The 15,817-nt window shown below is 74.0% G+C and carries 15 protein-coding genes, 1 tRNA gene and 2 pseudogenes; 4 read left to right on the top strand and 14 right to left on the bottom strand.

The genetic code is table 11. The features are described from left to right. Nucleotides 1–6: 6 nt before the first annotated feature. The 4 genes from G7075_RS06005 to G7075_RS05990 form a co-directional block, all read right to left on the bottom strand. Nucleotides 7–828, bottom strand: coding sequence for an SDR family NAD(P)-dependent oxidoreductase (locus G7075_RS06005; protein WP_166119865.1), 822 nt, complete (start codon nt 826–828; stop codon nt 7–9). Between the two features lie 10 nt (nt 829–838). Beyond that, nucleotides 839–1,306, bottom strand: coding sequence for a GNAT family N-acetyltransferase (locus G7075_RS06000; RefSeq protein WP_166119862.1), 468 nt, complete (start codon nt 1,304–1,306; stop codon nt 839–841). Between the two features lie 424 nt (nt 1,307–1,730). Then, nucleotides 1,731–3,716, bottom strand: coding sequence for a threonine--tRNA ligase (thrS, locus tag G7075_RS05995; RefSeq protein WP_166119860.1), 1,986 nt, complete (start codon nt 3,714–3,716; stop codon nt 1,731–1,733). Nucleotides 3,717–3,866: 150 nt separating this feature from the next. Continuing rightward, nucleotides 3,867–4,877, bottom strand: a complete 1,011-nt coding sequence (locus G7075_RS05990; protein ID WP_166119857.1) for a phosphotransferase enzyme family protein — start codon at nt 4,875–4,877, stop codon at nt 3,867–3,869. 144 nt (nt 4,878–5,021) lie between these two features. Here G7075_RS05990 and G7075_RS20915 point away from each other — a divergent pair, with 144 nt between their 5' ends. Together G7075_RS20915 and G7075_RS20910 are read left to right on the top strand one after the other, a co-directional pair. Beyond that, nucleotides 5,022–5,615, top strand: a complete 594-nt coding sequence (locus tag G7075_RS20915) for a hypothetical protein (protein ID WP_240917927.1) — start codon at nt 5,022–5,024, stop codon at nt 5,613–5,615. Continuing rightward, nucleotides 5,588–6,897, top strand: a pseudogene (locus G7075_RS20910) (alpha/beta hydrolase family protein). Before G7075_RS20915 ends, G7075_RS20910 begins: the two are co-directional and overlap by 28 nt. Before the next feature lie 4 nt (nt 6,898–6,901). Here G7075_RS20910 and G7075_RS20900 read toward each other — a convergent pair. From G7075_RS20900 to G7075_RS05970, 3 genes and pseudogenes are all read right to left on the bottom strand, one after another. Beyond that, nucleotides 6,902–7,363 (bottom strand): MaoC/PaaZ C-terminal domain-containing protein, encoded by a 462-nt coding sequence (locus G7075_RS20900; protein ID WP_240917924.1) that lies wholly within the window; start codon nt 7,361–7,363, stop codon nt 6,902–6,904. A 391-nt stretch (nt 7,364–7,754) separates the two neighbouring features. Beyond that, nucleotides 7,755–9,105: pseudogene (locus G7075_RS05975) on the bottom strand (3-oxoacyl-ACP reductase). 1 nt (nt 9,106) lies between these two features. After that, nucleotides 9,107–10,390: an acetyl-CoA C-acetyltransferase gene (locus tag G7075_RS05970; protein ID WP_166119854.1), complete on the bottom strand. Its 1,284-nt coding sequence runs from the start codon at nt 10,388–10,390 to the stop codon at nt 9,107–9,109. Between the two features lie 231 nt (nt 10,391–10,621). On the opposite strand from G7075_RS05970, the gene G7075_RS20895 reads away from it, so the two are divergent. Both G7075_RS20895 and G7075_RS21970 read left to right on the top strand, forming a co-directional pair. Continuing rightward, a complete protein-coding gene (locus G7075_RS20895; RefSeq protein ID WP_240918016.1) occupies nt 10,622–10,921 on the top strand; it encodes a TetR/AcrR family transcriptional regulator in 300 nt (99 codons plus the stop codon). Between the two features lie 88 nt (nt 10,922–11,009). Continuing rightward, nucleotides 11,010–11,144: a hypothetical protein gene (locus G7075_RS21970; RefSeq protein WP_256378060.1), complete on the top strand. Its 135-nt coding sequence runs from the start codon at nt 11,010–11,012 to the stop codon at nt 11,142–11,144. A gap of 16 nt (nt 11,145–11,160) precedes the next feature. Here G7075_RS21970 and G7075_RS05960 read toward each other — a convergent pair whose 3' ends face one another. The 7 genes from G7075_RS05960 to G7075_RS05935 all read right to left on the bottom strand — a co-directional run bounded on the left by G7075_RS05960 (nt 11,161) and on the right by G7075_RS05935 (nt 15,817). After that, nucleotides 11,161–12,420, bottom strand: a complete 1,260-nt coding sequence (locus G7075_RS05960) for a class I SAM-dependent methyltransferase (protein WP_166119852.1) — start codon at nt 12,418–12,420, stop codon at nt 11,161–11,163. Nucleotides 12,421–12,438: 18 nt separating this feature from the next. Continuing rightward, the gene (locus G7075_RS20890) at nt 12,439–12,603 is read right to left on the bottom strand and encodes a hypothetical protein (RefSeq protein WP_240917923.1); all 165 of its coding nucleotides are present in this window, start codon (nt 12,601–12,603) and stop codon (nt 12,439–12,441) included. Then, complete coding sequence (locus tag G7075_RS05955) at nt 12,600–13,835, bottom strand: FAD-binding oxidoreductase (RefSeq protein ID WP_240917922.1); 1,236 nt, start codon at nt 13,833–13,835, stop codon at nt 12,600–12,602. Before G7075_RS05955 ends, G7075_RS20890 begins: the two co-directional genes overlap by 4 nt. After that, complete coding sequence (locus G7075_RS05950; RefSeq protein WP_166119850.1) at nt 13,832–14,170, bottom strand: hypothetical protein; 339 nt, start codon at nt 14,168–14,170, stop codon at nt 13,832–13,834. Before G7075_RS05950 ends, G7075_RS05955 begins: the two co-directional genes overlap by 4 nt. A 218-nt stretch (nt 14,171–14,388) precedes the next feature. Continuing rightward, nucleotides 14,389–14,462 (bottom strand) — tRNA-Val (locus G7075_RS05945). Nucleotides 14,463–14,534: 72 nt separating this feature from the next. After that, complete coding sequence (locus tag G7075_RS05940; protein WP_240917921.1) at nt 14,535–14,978, bottom strand: TIGR02611 family protein; 444 nt, start codon at nt 14,976–14,978, stop codon at nt 14,535–14,537. Beyond that, nucleotides 14,975–15,817 (bottom strand): aminotransferase class IV, encoded by an 843-nt coding sequence (locus G7075_RS05935; protein ID WP_205860631.1) that lies wholly within the window; start codon nt 15,815–15,817, stop codon nt 14,975–14,977. The genes G7075_RS05940 and G7075_RS05935 overlap by 4 nt, the downstream gene beginning before the upstream one ends.

Genomic DNA, 15,817 nt, shown 5'->3' with positions numbered 1-15,817 from the left:
GGCGGGTCAGCGCAGGTGGCTGGCACCGTTGAAGTCGACGACCGCGCCAGAGGCCCACTCGGCTCCCGGTGCGGCGAGGGTGACGACCGCGGCGGCGACCTCCTCGGGCGTCGCGACCCGATGGAAGGGGCTCTGCGCGCGGGTGGCCTCGGCCGCGTCCTCGTCGGCCATCGCGTAGCCGGCCATCTCGGTGGCGATGAACCCCGGGGCGATGCTCGTGACGGCGATGCCGTGCCGGCCGAGGTGCTGGGCCATCGACTGCCCGAAGGCGTGCAGGCCGGCCTTGCTCGCGCCGTAGGCCGGGATGTCGGGCTCCCCGCGGAAGGCCCCGCGCGAGCCGACGTTGACGACCCGCCCGACCGGGACGCCCTCGGCCGGCGGGACGTCGACCATGTGCCGTGCGACGCACCACGTGAGGTTCGCCGGGCCGAGCAGGTTGGTCGCGAGCGTGCGCTGCCACACCTCGACCCAGTCCTCGTACGACGTGGCGTCGAGCGGGTGGTCGCCGCGCCGGCTGCCCGAGGACCCGGGCGGCACGATCATCGCGGCGTTGTTCACGAGGACGTCGACGCGTCCCAGGCCGGTGACCGCGGCGTCGGCGAGGCTGCGGACGGCGGTGGGGTCGGACAGGTCGCCCTCGACCCGCAGGTGTCCGTGCCCGGGCAGGTCGTCGAGCACGGCCTCGGCCAGCGAGGTGCTCGACGGTCCGCGGTGGTGCACGGCGACCCGGTCGCCCCGGGCGGCGAAGGCCCGCGCGACGGCGGCTCCCACCCCGCGGGACGCACCGGTGACCAGGACACCCCGGGACGGGGTCGCGGCAGCATTCATGGCGGCCACCCTAGGGGTCGAGCCGCAGCTCCATGAGCCGCTCCGACGGCGGCCCGAACCCGACCCGCTCGTAGAGGGTGCGCGCCTCCGGCACCGCGTTGAGCTGGATCCGGGTGACGCTGTCGGCGGCCGCCCAGGCGAGCAGGGTGCGCAGCAGGCGCTCCCCGATGCCGGCCCCGCGGGCGTCGGGGCTGACGAAGAGGAGGCTGACGTGGAACCCGGCGTCGGCGGGGCGGTGGGCGCTCGGCAGCTTCTGGACGCGGGTGCCGTGGAGCACGCCGAGCGGGCGGCCGACGGGGTCCTCGGCGAGCCAGGTGCGCCGCGCCCGGTCGCGCAGCCACGCGTCGGCGAACGTGTCGAGGAAGCCGGACGGCAGGGCCGCACCCCGCTCGCGCTCGTCCTGGATGTGCAGGGCCGCGACCGAGAAGGCGTCGGTGGGCACGGCCTCGCGCACCCGGACGTCCCGCGTCGTCTCCACGGCCCCAGCATGGCCCATCCCCCCGCGTGCCGGGCGGGTTCGGCGGCCCCCGGCGGCGTCGACCCACCCCGGACAGAGGTGAGGCCCCGGGAAGTATGAGTTCCCGGGCCTCGGTGACCCGGCATGATGCTCCGCGTCTCACGAGTCGGTTCGTGTCACCACCATCGTCATCACCCGATGGCTCCTCGCGGCAGAACCGCAAGGCCTGGCGATCTTCTCCGTCTCGATCCCTCCGCCACCGAAGTGGTGGAGTGGGTTATTTCTATGCCCGGACGGGGCTGTCCCGCAAGAGTTTTCGCGCACCAATTTGCGGACCTGTGAGGGACCACGGCGTGTCGTCGGCGTGTCGTGTGACGGGCGTGACGAGGGGTCGCAGGGCGACCCTCGAGTCCCACCATCCGGACACGGGGCGGGCGCGAACGCCTCAGACCTGGCGACGGTCCGCGATCGCCGCGGTGATCTCCGCGATCGCCTCGTCGACCGGCACGCCGTTCTTCTGCGACCCGTCGCGGTACCGGAACGACACCGCCCCCGCGTCCCGGTCCTCGCCGCCGGCGATGAGGACGTAGGGCACCTTGGACTTGCTCGCGGTGCGGATCTTCTTCGGGAAGCGGTCGTCGCTCGCGTCGAGCTCGGTGCGGATGCCGGCGGCGCGCATCCGCTCGAGGACGCCCCCGAGGTAGTCGTCGAACTCCGCGGCCACCGGGACCCCGACGACCTGCACCGGCGAGAGCCAGACCGGGAAGGCCCCGGCGTAGTGCTCCACGAGCACCCCGATGAAGCGCTCGATCGACCCGAACTTCGCCGAGTGGATCATCACCGGCTCCTGGCGCGAGCCGTCGGCGGCCTGGTACTCGAGCCCGAAGCGGTGCGGCTGGTTGAAGTCGTACTGGATGGTCGACATCTGCCAGGTGCGCCCGATGGCGTCACGGGTCTGCACCGAGATCTTCGGGCCGTAGTACGCGGCGCCGCCCGGGTCGTCGACGAGCTCGACCCCGAAGGTCTCCGCGGTCGCGCGCAGGACCTCGGTGGCGGTCTCCCACTGCTCGTCGGAGCCGATGAACTTGTCCTTCTTCTCGCCCTCGGTCGCTCGGGTCGACAGCTCGAAGTAGTAGTCGTCGAGCCCGAAGTCCTCGAGCAGCCCGACGACGAACTTCAGCAGGTGCTCGATCTCGCCGGGCGCCTGCTCGGGGGTGACGTAGGAGTGCGAGTCGTCCTGGGTCATCGCCCGCACGCGGGTCAGGCCGTGGACGACACCGGACTTCTCGAACCGGTAGACCGAGCCGAACTCGAAGAGGCGCATCGGCAGCTCGCGGTAGGAGCGTCCGCGCGAGCGGAAGATCAGGTTGTGCATCGGGCAGTTCATCGCCTTGAGGCGGTACTGCGCGTGCTCGAGCTCCATCGGCGGGAACATCGTGTCGGCGTAGTACGGCAGGTGCCCCGAGGTGTGGAACAGGCCGTCCTTGCTGATGTGCGGGGTCCCGACGTACTGGAAGCCCTCCTCGAGGTGCCGGCGCCGGACGTAGTCCTCCATCTCGCGCTTGATGACCCCGCCCTTGGGGTGGAAGACGGCCATGCCCGATCCGAGCTCGTCGGGGAAGGAGAAGAGGTCGAGCTCGGCGCCGAGCTTGCGGTGGTCGCGCTTCTCGGCCTCGGCCAGCCGGTCGAGGTAGGCCTTCATCTCGTCCTTGGACGGCCACGCGGTGCCGTACACGCGCTGCAGCTGCGGGTTCTTCTCCGACCCGCGCCAGTAGGCGGCGGCGCTGCGCATCAGCTTGAAGGCGTTGCCGAGGACCTTGGTCGAGGGCACGTGCGGCCCGCGGCACAGGTCGCCCCACGCGACGGTGCCGTCGCGGCGGACGTTGTCGTAGATGGTCAGCTGCGCGCCACCGACCTCGACCGAGGCCCCCTCGGCCGCGTCTTCCGCGGCACCGCCCTTGAGGCCGATGAGCTCGATCTTGTACGGCTCGTCGGCGAGCTCGACGGCGGCATCGGCGTCGGACACCTCGCGGCGGTGGAAGGTCTGCCCCTCGTTGACGATGCGCTGCATCACCTTCTCGAGGGCCTTGAGGTCCTCGGGGGTGAACGGGGTCTCGACGTCGAAGTCGTAGTAGAAGCCGTCGCGGATGGGCGGGCCGATGCCCAGCTTGGCGTCGGGGTGCACCTCCTGGACCGCCTGGGCGAGGACGTGCGCGGCCGAGTGGCGCAGCACGTCGAGGCCGTCCTGCTCGGCGGCGGTGACGGGCTCGACGACGTCGCCGTCGGCCGCGACGAGGTGGAGGTCGCGCAGCTCGCCGCCGACCCGGGCCACGAGCACCCCGCGCTCGCCCTCGAGGAGGTCGCCGTAGGTCGTGCCCCCGTCCACCGATCGCTCGTTCCCGGCGACGTGGACGGTGATCTGGGCGGACATGGCGCAGGTGCTCCTCGCGGTGGTGGGCGGGCCGGTGCTCCGGCCCGCCCCCGATGCTATCGAGGCGCGTGGTGCCCGGTCGCGGCAGTTCCCGGTGCGCGACGGGTCAGCTCGACGCCGCCGCTGCGCCACCTCCCCCGTGAGTCGGAGTCAGCCCTCGACGTCCAGGCGGAAGGTGCCCGTGTCGAGCCAGTGCCGCAACCGGCGCACCGTGGTCAGCGCGTACTCGGCGGCCATCGCGCGCAGCGAGGCGGTCGTGGAGTCGAGGAGGGCGTTGGCGAGCAGCAGCTGGCGCGAGGCCACGAGGGCCTCGACGTCGCCGCGCGGCACGTCGGGCAGCGGCGCGACCTCGGCGTACCCGGCGAGCAGCGCCTCCTCGGCGGTCTCGGCGCCGGCGCCGCGCCGCAGGTAGAAGGTCGTGATCGCGAGGTCGAGGACCCGCGGGGCGGTGCCGGCGTCGTCGAAGTCGAAGACGGCCAGCCGGCCCTCGTGCCACTTGAGGTTGCCGCCGTGCAGGTCGGCGTGCAGCGGGATCGCCGGCCGGTCCCGCATCCGGTCGAAGACCTCCGCGGCGACCCTGCGGGCCTCGTCGAGGACGGCGCGGTCCGGGGCGGTCAGGCCCGGTGCGGTGTCGAGGACGTCGGTGTCGCCGAACAGCGGGTCGGTGAACCGGGGCAGCGCGGCGCCGGCGGGCATCGTCCATCCGGCCGCGTGCTCGTGGAGGGTCGCCGTCGCCCGGCCGAGGGCCCGCGCCCAGTCGGCGCCGTCGTCCTCGCGGGCGTCCTCGCCCTCGAGCCAGGAGGCCGCGGTGACGAGCACGGGGTGGTCGACACCGACCACCGCACCGGTGGTCGACCAGTCACCCGCCCGCGTCCGCAGCGGCCGCGGCACGAGCACGTCGGTGTCGGTCGCGATGGCCGCCTGCCACGCCTGCTGCGCGATGACGTTGCCCGGGGTGCTCTTGGAGTTCGTGCCCACCCGCAGGGCGACCCGTCGGCCGTCGGTCGTGTCGACCCGGAAGGTCGTGTTGTACGCGTGGAGGACGACCTCCATCCGGTGCACGTCGAGGCCGAAGTCGGCCGCCGCGGCCAGGGCGGCGGGGCGCAGCGCCTCGACCTGCGACTCCTCGTCGAGGGCGGCGTAGTCGTCAGCGGGCTCCACGCCGCCCAGCCAACCACGTCGTGCGGCGCCCGGGGGACCCGGATGCCCGCCCTCCGACGCTCGCGGGAGCCCTGACCGGCCCACCACCCGGACACCCCTCCCACAGGGCGCACTGCGGACCCCGCCGCCGCCTAGGGTCGAGGGATGCAGACCCTCCCCTTCGGCACCTGGCCCTCCCCGATCGCCCCCGACGACCTCGCAGGCGGTCAGGTGGTCATCGACGAGGTCCGGGTCGACGGTGCCGACACGTGGTGGCTCGAGCAGCGCCCGACCGAGGGAGGTCGCCAGGTCCTCGTGCGCCACGACGGCACCGCGGCGCACGACGTCCTGCCCGCCCCGTGGAACGTCCGCACCCGCGTGCACGAGTACGGCGGCGGTGCCTACGCGGTCGCCGACGGGACGGTCGTGTTCTCCCACCTCGGCGACGACCGTGTGTACCGGCTCGACCCCAGCGCCACCGAGCCGGTCGCGCTCACGCCCGAGGGCCCCCGGCGCTTCGGCGGCCTGGTGCTGCACGGCGAGCACGTCTACGCCGTCCGCGAGGACCACTCCCGCGACCCGGAACCGGCCAACGAGCTGGTCCGCCTCGACCTGCACGGCGACAACCCCGACGCCGGCGTCGTGCTCCACACCGGCACCGACTTCGTCTCGCGCCCCACGGTCTCCCCGACGGGCGCCGGGTCGCGTACGTCGTGTGGGACCACCCGGACATGCCGTGGGACACGACCCACCTCCTGAGGGCCGACCTCACGCCCGAGGGCGCGTCCGACCCGGTCGTCGTCGCCGGTGACAACGGCGTCTCGGTCTCCCAGCCGCAGTTCGGCCCGGACGGAGCCCTGTGGTTCGTCTCGGACGAGTCCGGGTGGTGGCTCGTCCAGCGCGACGCCGGCGACGGGCCACACCCGGTCCACGAGACCGACGCCGACCACGCCGCACCCCAGTGGGCCCTCGGGATGCAGGACTTCGCCGTCCTCGACGCCGACCGCGCCCTCGTGCGCTGGTGGGCGGAGGGCGGGCAGGGCCTCGGCATCCTCGACGCACGCACCGGGGAGGTCACGCCGTCCGCCGGAGCCGGGGCCTTCCACGACCACCTCGTCGCCGCCGGTGACGAGGTGGCGATGCGCCGGGGCCGCGCCGACGGCCTGCCCGAGGTCGTGCGCGGGCCGGCCTCCGGGCCGTTCACGGTGCTCGGGAGGTCGGCGGCCGCCGACCCCGACGCCTCGTACGTCGCTCCCCCGCAGCCCTGGACCTGGCGCAACTCCGACGGCAGCGAGGTGCACGGCATCCTCCACGAGCCGCGCCACCCGGACGTCGTGGCGCCCGACGGCGAGCGGCCGCCGCTGCTCGTCATGGTCCACGGCGGGCCGACGAGCCGCACCGAGGCGGCGTACACGACGGCCACCCAGTTCTGGACCACCCGCGGCTTCGCGGTCCTGCACGTCAACTACTCCGGCAGCACCGGCTACGGACGGGCCTACCGCGACCGGCTCCGCGGACGGTGGGGCTGGTCGACATCGACGACTGCGTCACCGGCGCGCGCTCGGTGGCCGAGGCCGGACGAGCGGACGGCGACCGCCTCGCCATCCGCGGCGGGAGCGCCGGCGGGTACGCGGTGCTGCGGGCGATGACGACGAGCGACGCGTTCGCCGCGGGCACCAGCCTCTTCGGGGTCGGCGACCTCGCCGCGCTCGCGCAGCACACCCACAAGTTCGAGTCCCGCTACTGCGACCGGCTCGTCGCGCCGTGGCCCGCGGGCGAGGCGGTCTACCGCGACCGGTCCCCCGTGCACCACGTCGACCGGCTGCACGGAGAGCTGCTGCTGCTCCAGGGCTCCGCCGACATGGTCGTGCCGCTCGCCCAGGCCGAGGACATGGCGGCGGCGATGCGGGCGGCAGGTCGCGACGTCGAGCTGGCCGTCTACGACGGTGAGGGACACGGCTTCCGCCGGCACGAGACCATCGTCGACGCCCTGACCCGCGAGCTGGCCTTCTACACGCGCGTGCTGCGGCTCGGCACCTGACCCCTCAGGCGTCGAGCGTCACGACGACGTCCGTCGTCGTCGGGTCCTTGCGTGAACGGAGCCCGGCGAGGACCGCTGCGCCGGAACGCTGCACGACGAGCTCGACGGTCGACGGCAGGAACACCGGCTTGGTGAACCACACCCGGCTGGTCGACGGCCCGAGCGAGCCCCGGCCGAGTGCTGCCAGCGTGCGCGCGTAGGTCCACATGCCGTGGGCGATGTGCCGAGGGAACCCCATCGCCCTCGCCGAGAGGGTGTGCAGGTGGATGGGGTTGACGTCGCCCGAGACCGCCGCGTACTCGCGGCCGAGGTCCTCCGGCAGCCGCCACACCCCGGCGGCGGGGCCGTCGGGCAGGGCCGGTGGTGAGTCGCCGCGGGGCGCGTCCTCGCTGCCTCGGCCCCGGGACAGGTACACGCTGTCGCACTCCCAGACGAGCTCGCCGCCGACCCGGGCCTCGAGCCGCACGTCGAGGGTCCGTCCGCGCCGATGGGGTGCAGCGCACCGGCCGTGACGTCGAGGGTCAGCGGCTCGGCGGCGTTCAGCGCGCGGTGCGAGGTCACCCGGTTCTCGAGGTGCACCATGCCCGGCAGCGCCACGGGGAAGTCGGGCCGGGCCATCAGGGCGGTCTGCACCGGGAAGGCCAGCACCCACGGGTACGGCTGCGGGAGGGTGTCCGACACGTCGTACCCCGTGAGCCGCTGGTAGGCCGCCAGCCGGTGCCGGTCGACGACGACGTCCTCGACCCGGAGGGTGCGCTCGGGCACGGAGTCGCCGGACCGACCGCGGGCGGTGAGCGCCGCGCGCACGAGCAGCGGCGCGGTCGACGGCACGGACCCCAGGGTCTCGACGACCACGCTCACGCCCCCAGCAGGCTCTGGCCGCAGACGCGGACCACGTTGCCGGACACCGCGGCCTGCGCATCGGCGGCGAAGTAGGCGATCGTCTCGGCGACGTCGACCGGCAGCCCGCCCTGGGCCAGGCTGTTCAGCCGGCGCCCCACCTCGCGGGTGGCGAGCGGGATGCGGGCCGTCATCTCGGTCTCGATGAAGCCCGGCGCGACGGCGTTGACGGTGATGCCGCGACGACGCAGCCCGCGGTCGGCGGCGTACCCGTCGACGAGCCCGATGACCCCGGCCTTCGACGCGGCGTAGTTGCTCTGCCCACGGTTACCGGCGATGCCGGCGATCGACGAGACGAGCACGACCCGACCACCCTCCCGCAGACCGTCCTTGGCGAGCAGCGCCTCGTTCATCGCGAGGATCGACAGGAGGTTGACCCGCACGACGGAGTCCCACCGGTCGGCGTCGGTGTTCGCGAGCAGCTTGTCGCGGGTGATCCCCGCGTTGTGCACCACGAGGTCGAGGCCACCATGGCGGGTGCGGGCGTGCTCGGCGATGCGGGCTCCGGCGTCGGGGCGGTGACGTCGAGCTGGAGCGCGGTCCCGCCGACCTCGTTGGCCACCGCCGCCAGAGCCCCACCGGCCGCCGGGACGTCGACGCAGACGAGCGTGGCCCCGTCACGGGCCAGAGTGCGGGCGAGGTCGGCCCCGATGCCCCGAGCCGCGCCGGTGACGACGGCGACCTTGCCGGCGAGGGGGCGCCCGTCGTCGGCGGGCGGCGCCGGGGCCTCGCCCTCCCCGACCCGGAACACCTGGCCGTCGACGTAGGCCGAACGCGCCGACAGCAGGAACAGCACGGTGCCGAGCGCCGCGCCCTCCGACCCGTCGGCGAGGAGGACGAGGTTCGCGGTGGCTCCGGCGCGCAGCTCCTTGCCGACCGAGCGGGTGATGCCCTCGAGGGCCCGCCGGGCGGCGCGCTGGGCAACCGACCCGGCGCGTTCGGGGTCGCGCCCCACGACGACGACGCGGGCGCAGCGGCCCAGTCGCTTGAGGGCGGGCGCGAGGGTGGCCCGCAGCGACTCGAGGTCGGCGGGCGTCTCGGCGGCCGTGAGGTCGACGACCACTCCCCCGAGCCGCGAGCCCTCGGGGACCTCCTCGACGAGGGTCGCACCGGCACCGGTGAGCCCGCCGCGGAGCGCGGCGACCGCGGGGTGTCGGCGTGTCCGCCGACGAGCACGGGCCCGTCGACGAGCGGACGGCCCGGGGCGTACCGGCGCAGCGGCACCGGTTGCGGCAGACCGAGGCTCGAGGCGAGCTTCTTCCCGAGCCCGCTGTTGACGAAGGACGTGTAGCCGTCGGAGCGGGGCACCTCAGGCCGCCTCGAGGATCGCGACGACGCCCTGCCCGCCGGCCGCACAGATCGAGATGAGCCCGCGCGCGCCGGAGCCCTTCTCGTGCAGCTGCTTGGCCAGCGAGGCGACGATCCGCCCGCCGGTGGCGGCGAAGGGGTGACCGGCGGCGAGCGAGGAGCCGTTGACGTTGAGCTTCGACCGGTCGATCGACCCGAGCGGCGCGTCGAGCCCGAGCCGGTCGCGGCAGAACGCCTCGTCCTCCCAGGCCTTCATCGTCGCGAGCACGGTGGCCGCGAAGGCCTCGTGGATCTCGTAGAGGTCGAAGTCCTGGAGGCTCAGGCCCTGGCGCGCCAGCATCCGCGGCACGGCGTAGGCGGGCGCCATGAGCAGCCCCTCCTCCCCGCCGAGGTAGTCGACGGCCGCGGTCTCGCCGTCGACGAACCACGCCAGCGGCTTCAGCCCGTGCGCCGCCGCCCACTCCTCGGAACCGAGCAGCACGGCGGAGGCGCCGTCGCTGAGCGGGGTCGAGTTGCCGGCCGTCATCGTGGCGTCCGGACCCGTGCCGAAGGCGGTGCGCAGCGAGCCCAGCTTCTCGAGGGTGGTGTCGGCCCGCAGGTTCTGGTCACGGGTCTGCCCGAGGTACGGCGTCAGCAGGTCGTCGAAGAACCCGCGCTCGTACGCCGCCGCGAGGTTCTGGTGGCTGGCGAACGCCAGCTCGTCCTGCGCCTCGCGGGTGATGCCCCAGCGGGCGGCGGTGACGGCCATGTGCTCGCCCATCGACATACCGGTGCGCGGCTCGGTGGCGGCGGGCACCTGGATGCCGAGGTCGGTGGGGCGCAGGGTGATCGCGGCCTTGGCACGGTCGGCCGGCGTCCTGGCGCGGCTGAGACGCAGGAGCTTCCGGCGCAGCTTCTCGGGGACGACGATGGGGGCGTCGGACGCGGAGTCGACCCCGCCGGCGATCGCCGAGTCGGCCTGCCCGAGGGCGATCTTGTTCGCGACGAGGATGGTGGCCTCGAGGCCGGTTCCGCAGGCCTGCTGGATGTCGTAGGCCGGCGTGTCCGGCGCCAGGCTCGAGCCGAGAACCGCCTCGCGGGTGAGGTTGAAGTCGCGGCTGTGCTTGATGACCGCGCCGGCGACGACCTCGCCGACCCGCTCGCCGGCGAGCCCGTGGCGGGCCACGAGGCCCTCGAGTGCGGCGGTCAGCATGTCCTGGTTGGAGGCCTCGGCGTACGGGCCGAACTGGCGGGCGAAGGGGATGCGGTTGCCGCCGAGGACGGCGGCGCGGCGCGTGGTGGTCACCGGTCTGGCTCCTGCTGCGTTCGGGAGCGGCGGACGGTCGTCGGCGCCGCGGAGTTATCCGGTACCGACGGTAACAGGTACTGCCGGTCCCTGCTACCGTCCTGACCCGTGACCTCCGCCTCCCCGACCGACGGCCGCAGCGCGCGCTGGGACGAGCACCGGCTCGCCCGGCGCCGCGAGCTCGTCGAGTCGACGGTGCGGGCCATCCGCGAGCACGGGGCCGCGGTGGGGATGGACGAGGTCGCCGCAGCGGCCGGGACGTCGAAGACGGTCGTGTACCGGCACTTCACCGACCGCGCCGGTCTCTACGCCGCCGTCGCCGACCGGGTCGATGGCACGATCATCCGCGGCATAACCCGGGCCGCGAACGGCAGCGACGGCCAGCCGCTCCCCCGCGCGAGGTCGTGCGGGCCGTCATCGCCGCCTACCTGCACCTCGTCGAGGACGACCCCGAGGTGTACCGGTTCATCGTCAACGCCCCGCTGCTGCTGCCCGGGGAGCGGCCCGACGGCGACGTCGCCGCGGGGATGACCGGGCGCATCGCCGAGCACGTCGCCGGCATCGTCGGCGGCGTCGAGGGCTCGGCCCCGCACGACCCCGCGACCGCCACCCTGTGGGGGTGGCCCTCGTCGGGATGGTGCGCGCGGCGGCCGACGCCTGGCTCGCCGAGCGCGGTGCGGCGGCGGGGCGGACCGCCGACGACCTCGCCGACGACCTCACCACCCTGGTCTGGGACGGCCTGCGCCCGCGCTGACGAGCGGCCCGGACCCTCAGGCGCCCCACCACGGGCGCAGCGGGAGGTCGTGGTGCCCCTCGTCGTCGGTCTTGGCGGCGAGCACGTGGTGCAGCTGGATCTCGTTGCGCTCGAACCCGAGTCGCGAGCCGGCCATGTACAGGCCCCAGACCCGCGCGGTGCCCTCCCCGACCTCCTCGACGCACTCGTCCCAGTGCTCGACGAGGTTGCGGCACCACCCCGCGAGGGTGAGGGCGTAGTGCTCGCGCAGGTTCTCCTCGTGGAGGACCTCGAGCCCCGCGTCCTGCGCCTCGGTGATGATGCGGCCGGACCCGGTGAGCTCGCCGTCCGGGAAGACGTAGCGGTCGATGAACGCCCCGGTCTCCATGCGCCGGTTGTGGGGCCGGGTGATGCAGTGGTTGAGCAGCAGCCCGCCGGGGCGCAGCCGGTCGCGGATGAACCCGAAGTAGGCCGGGTAGTTGCGGACGCCGATGTGCTCGGTGAGCCCGATCGAGGAGACGGCGTCGAACCCGTTCTCCGACACCGCCCGGTAGTCGCTGTGCCGCACCTCGGCGAGGTCGGCGAGCCCCTCCTCGGCGATGGCCTTCTGGGCCCAGAGGGCCTGCTCGCGCGAGAGCGTGACGCCGAGGACCGACACCCCGCGCCGCGCCGCGTAGCGGACCATCCCGCCCCAGCCGCAGCCGATGTCGAGCAGCCGGTCACCGGGGCGCAGGGCGAGCTTGTCGAAGACGAGGCGGTACTTGTTCTCCTGCGCCTCCTCGAGGGTCGCGTCGGCCGAGGGGTAGCAGGCGCACGTGTAGGTCATCGACGCGCCGAGGACCATCTCGTAGAACCGGTTGGAGACGTCGTAGTGGTGGTGGATGGCCTCGGCGTCACGGGTGTGGCTGTGCCGCAGCCCTTCCGCCAGCCGGCGCCACCGCGGCAGGCTCTCCTGCGGCGGCGGGGGCGGCGGGGTGAGGCCGCGGACGCCGAGGGTCCTCGACAGCTCGAGGACCTGCTCGCGCCCGGGTCGGCGGAAGTGCACGCCGGAGAGGTCGGCGAGCAGGTCGTAGGGGTCGCCGGGGTGCACGCCGTCGACGCGCAGGTCGCCCGAGACGTAGGCCCGGGCCAGCCCGAGGTCGCCGGGGGCGGTGGCGAGGTAGCTGAGGCCGCGCGGGGTCGCGACGGTGAGGCGACGGGCCGCCTCGGCCGGTCCGACGGCGGAGCCGTCGTACGCCTCGACGCGCAGCGGCAGGGGTCCGTCGACGACGGACTCGACGATCTGGGCGATGCTCACGTGCTCCTCCTGGTCGGGTCAGGCACCGCGGACGGCCTTCGCGTAGAGGTCGGGCAGCCGGTGTCCGGGGTCGTAGCGCTCCTTGAGCGCCGGGTAGTCGGCGCCGCCGTAGTGGCGCCAGAAGGTCTCCTCGTCGTAGAAGGCCTCCGAGTACAGGGACTTGTGCCCACCGAGGTCGCTCACGGCGTCCTCGATGCGGCGGTTCGTGGCCCCCGGCCCGCCGGCCGGGTCGACGGGGACGGTGGACCAGAAGCCGACGTTGACGTACCGCTCCCCGGCTCCAGCGGGTAGAGGGTCCAGGCGTGGTCGGCGCGAAGCTGCAACGGGCACAGCCAGATCGGCTCGATCGGCACCTCGCGGAGGAACCAGCGCAGGAAGTCGGCGGTGCGCTCGAGCGGGATCTCGACGTCCTGCACGACCCGCTCGCGCGGCGGGAGCCCCTTGCGGGCCTCGAGGCGGTCGGCGACGTCGAAGCGCCGGTCGAGGGCGACGAGCTTCCAGTACACGCTCGAGCGCAGCCAGCGGCGCGGCCAGAGCCGACGGACCACCGGGTTCTGGGCGCCGAAGGCCCGTGAGCACCAGAACCAGTCGGTGTCCCAGCGCCACAGGTAGTCGAGGGTGGTCAGGGTGTCGCGGGTGGGGCGCGGTCGGTCGTGCTGGATCGAGCGGTAGAAGACCCGCTGCCCGGTGTAGTCGCTCGTGGGGCCCGGCTCGTCGGTGCGCCGGCCGAGGACGAGGTAGGACTCGTCGGCGGTGAAGACCACGCCGTCGAGGTAGTCGACGGCCTCACCGTCGTGGGCGCCGCTCGTCATCACGTCGCCGACGGCCGCGAGCAGGGTGTCGAGGTCGTGGAAGCGCACGTGGCGCAGCGAGACGGTGCGGCCGACCGGCTCGAGCTCGATGCGCAGCCGGGTCGCGTAGCCGAGCGTGCCGTAGGAGTTCGGGAAGCCCCGGAAGAGGTCGGTGTTGCGGCTCGTGGCGTCGGCCGTGACCACCTCGCCCGCCCCCGTCAGCACGTCCATCTCGAGCACCGACTCGTGCGGCAGCCCGTTGCGCCACGAGGTCGACTCGATGCCAAGCCCGGTCACCGCCCCGCCGAGGGTGATGGTGCGCAGCTGCGGCACGACGAGGGGCGTCAGGCCGTGCGGGAGCGTCGCGTCGACGAGGTCCTCGTAGGTGCACATGCCCTGGACGTCGGCGGTGCGCGCGTGGGGGTCGACCGAGACCACGCCCGTCAGGCCGCTGGTGTCGAGGCCAGGTGCGTCGGTGGCGGTGCGGGCCCGGAAGAGGTTGCTCGTGCGCTTGGCCAGGCGCACGGGTGCGCCCTCGGGGATCGCGCGGTGGCTCGCCACCAGGCGCTGGACGCCGGCGTCGTGGGCGGCCGCACCGGTGGTGGTGGGAACGGACAGGCTCACGCGCCGTCCTCCACGACCTCCAGGACGTCGCCGACGTGCACGAAGCCCGGCTTCCCGACCGCCGCGTACAGGCCGGCACAGGCGTTGCCGGTGGCCTCGACCGCGAGCAGCACCTCTCCGACCCGGACCACGTGGCCGGTCAGCGCCTCGACCTCGTGCGTCGGGGCGTCGAGGACGAGGTTGGCGCGGGTGTGCGGCGAGTCGTTGCCGACCACCGAGACCGCGGCCTTCTTCGGCCGGTCGCCCACCAGGCCGAGCAGGGCCACCTCGGCGCTCTCGTGCTCGTGCCCGGCCGCCCGCTGCTCGGGGAAGGTGTGGATGCTCCGCACCGACATCGTCATGAGGTCATGCATACACCCGACAACCGACGTTGCACCCACTGCATTTCCGTCGGGTCACCCCGTGAACACGACGAAAGCCCCGAGCCGCTGGCGCGGCCGGGGCTTGTCGTGGATGTGGAGGGATCCGCTCCGCGCCCGTGCGCACACGGGACCCGCCGAGCCCCGCCACACCACGAAGCCCTCCGGTCGCTGACGCTCCCGGAGGGCTTTCGTGGATGTGGAGGGACTCGAACCCCCGGCCTCTCGCGTGTGAAGCGAACGCTCTAACCAACTGAGCTACACATCCCGGTGCCGTGACGGCCTGCCGAGGATACCCAACCGCTCGGGCCCGGCGGAAATCGACCCCGGTGCCGACCGGTCAGAGCCCGGCGGTCGTGTGCAGCCAGCCCTCGAGGCCGTCCGGCAGGAACATCGGAACCCCGGTCAGCCGCAGCATCACCCAGAGCACCGCGACCACGAACACGAAGGTCGCCAGGGCCACGGCCCCCTTGACCCACAGGGGCTGGCGCAGGACCCACTCCTCCCACGAACGCACCCGGCGCTTGACCCACTCGAGCAGGTCCGAGGCCGGCTCGATCTCGGAGGCCCACACGGCCAGCCCGAGGATGACGACGAGCCACCCCGGCCCGGGCAGGGGCACGAGCGCGAAGCCGCCGAGGACGAGCACGAGCCCCACGAGGCCGACGACGCCGCGCAGGACCGGACGGGTCGTCGGGTTCGCCCGCAGCCGGCGCCGCCACTCCCACTCGTCGTGGTCCTCGGCGTCCCGGAAGAACGGCCGCTTGGTCGGGGTCCCGGTCACGGCTCGGCCGTCCGCGCGGCGTGCCGGGCCCAGACGTCCATCGCCGCCCTCGTGACCGGCCCGGGCGCCGGCAGCCCGCGGCCGTCGACGGCGGAGACCGGCATGACGTCCTTGATCGAGGAGGTGAGGAAGACCTCGTCGGCCTCGGTGAGGACGGCCATCGGCAGGGGCTCCTCGCGGACCTCGAGCCCGTCCTCCCGGCACCACTCGAGCACCAGCTCGCGCGAGATGCCCGCGAGGCAGCCGCTCGTCAGGGGCGGGGTGCGCAGGACCCCGTCGGTGACGACGAAGACGTTGCTGCCGGTCGCCTCGCACAGCTCCCCGCGGGTGTTCGCGAAGAGGGCCTCGATGGCGCCCTGCTCGGCCGCGCGGGCCAGGGCGACGACGTTCTCGGCGTACGAGGTGGTCTTCAGCCCGGCCGTCGCCGACCGCTCGTTGCGCACCCACGGCACGGTGACGACCGACCCGGAGGCGGGCGGTCGCGCGTGCTCCACGGCCGTGACGATGTAGGTGAGCGCCGAGTCGAGCCGGTCCGACCCGAGCGGACCGTGGCCGCCGGTCACCGTCCAGCGCAGCCGGCCGAACCCGATCGGCTCGCCGTCGAGGACGGCGGCGACGCCCTCGCGCACCCGGTCGTGGTCGGCGCGCGGCAGGCCGAGGCCGGCCATCGTGCGGTCGAGGCGCGCGAGGTGGCGTCCGACGGCGAAGGGGGTGCCGTCGACGACCTTCGCGGTCTCGAAGGCACCGTCGCCGACGGTGACACCGTGGTCGACGGCGCTCACCGCCGGGGCGTCGCTCGGGACGCGGGCACCGTCGACCCACACGCGGATGTCCGTCAT

It is taken from the genome of Phycicoccus sp. HDW14 (assembly GCF_011383005.1).
Lineage (GTDB): Bacteria > Actinomycetota > Actinomycetes > Actinomycetales > Dermatophilaceae > Phycicoccus.
The sequence above is the reverse complement of the archived record's forward strand: the minus strand, read 5'-3'. Positions and strand labels throughout refer to the sequence as shown.

Bases quoted from the DNA above. Each gene is read 5' to 3' on its own strand.
- G7075_RS20895 (WP_240918016.1), top strand. From the start codon at position 10,622: ATGGACGAGGTCGCCGCAGCGGCCGGGACGTCGAAGACGGTCGTGTAC.
- thrS (WP_166119860.1), bottom strand. From the start codon at position 3,716: ATGTCCGCCCAGATCACCGTCCACGTCGCCGGGAACGAGCGATCGGTG.
- G7075_RS06005 (WP_166119865.1), bottom strand. From the start codon at position 828: ATGAATGCTGCCGCGACCCCGTCCCGGGGTGTCCTGGTCACCGGTGCG.
- G7075_RS05935 (WP_205860631.1), bottom strand. From the start codon at position 15,817: ATGACGGACATCCGCGTGTGGGTCGACGGTGCCCGCGTCCCGAGCGAC.
- G7075_RS20915 (WP_240917927.1), top strand. From the start codon at position 5,022: ATGCAGACCCTCCCCTTCGGCACCTGGCCCTCCCCGATCGCCCCCGAC.
- G7075_RS05950 (WP_166119850.1), bottom strand. From the start codon at position 14,170: ATGTCGGTGCGGAGCATCCACACCTTCCCCGAGCAGCGGGCGGCCGGG.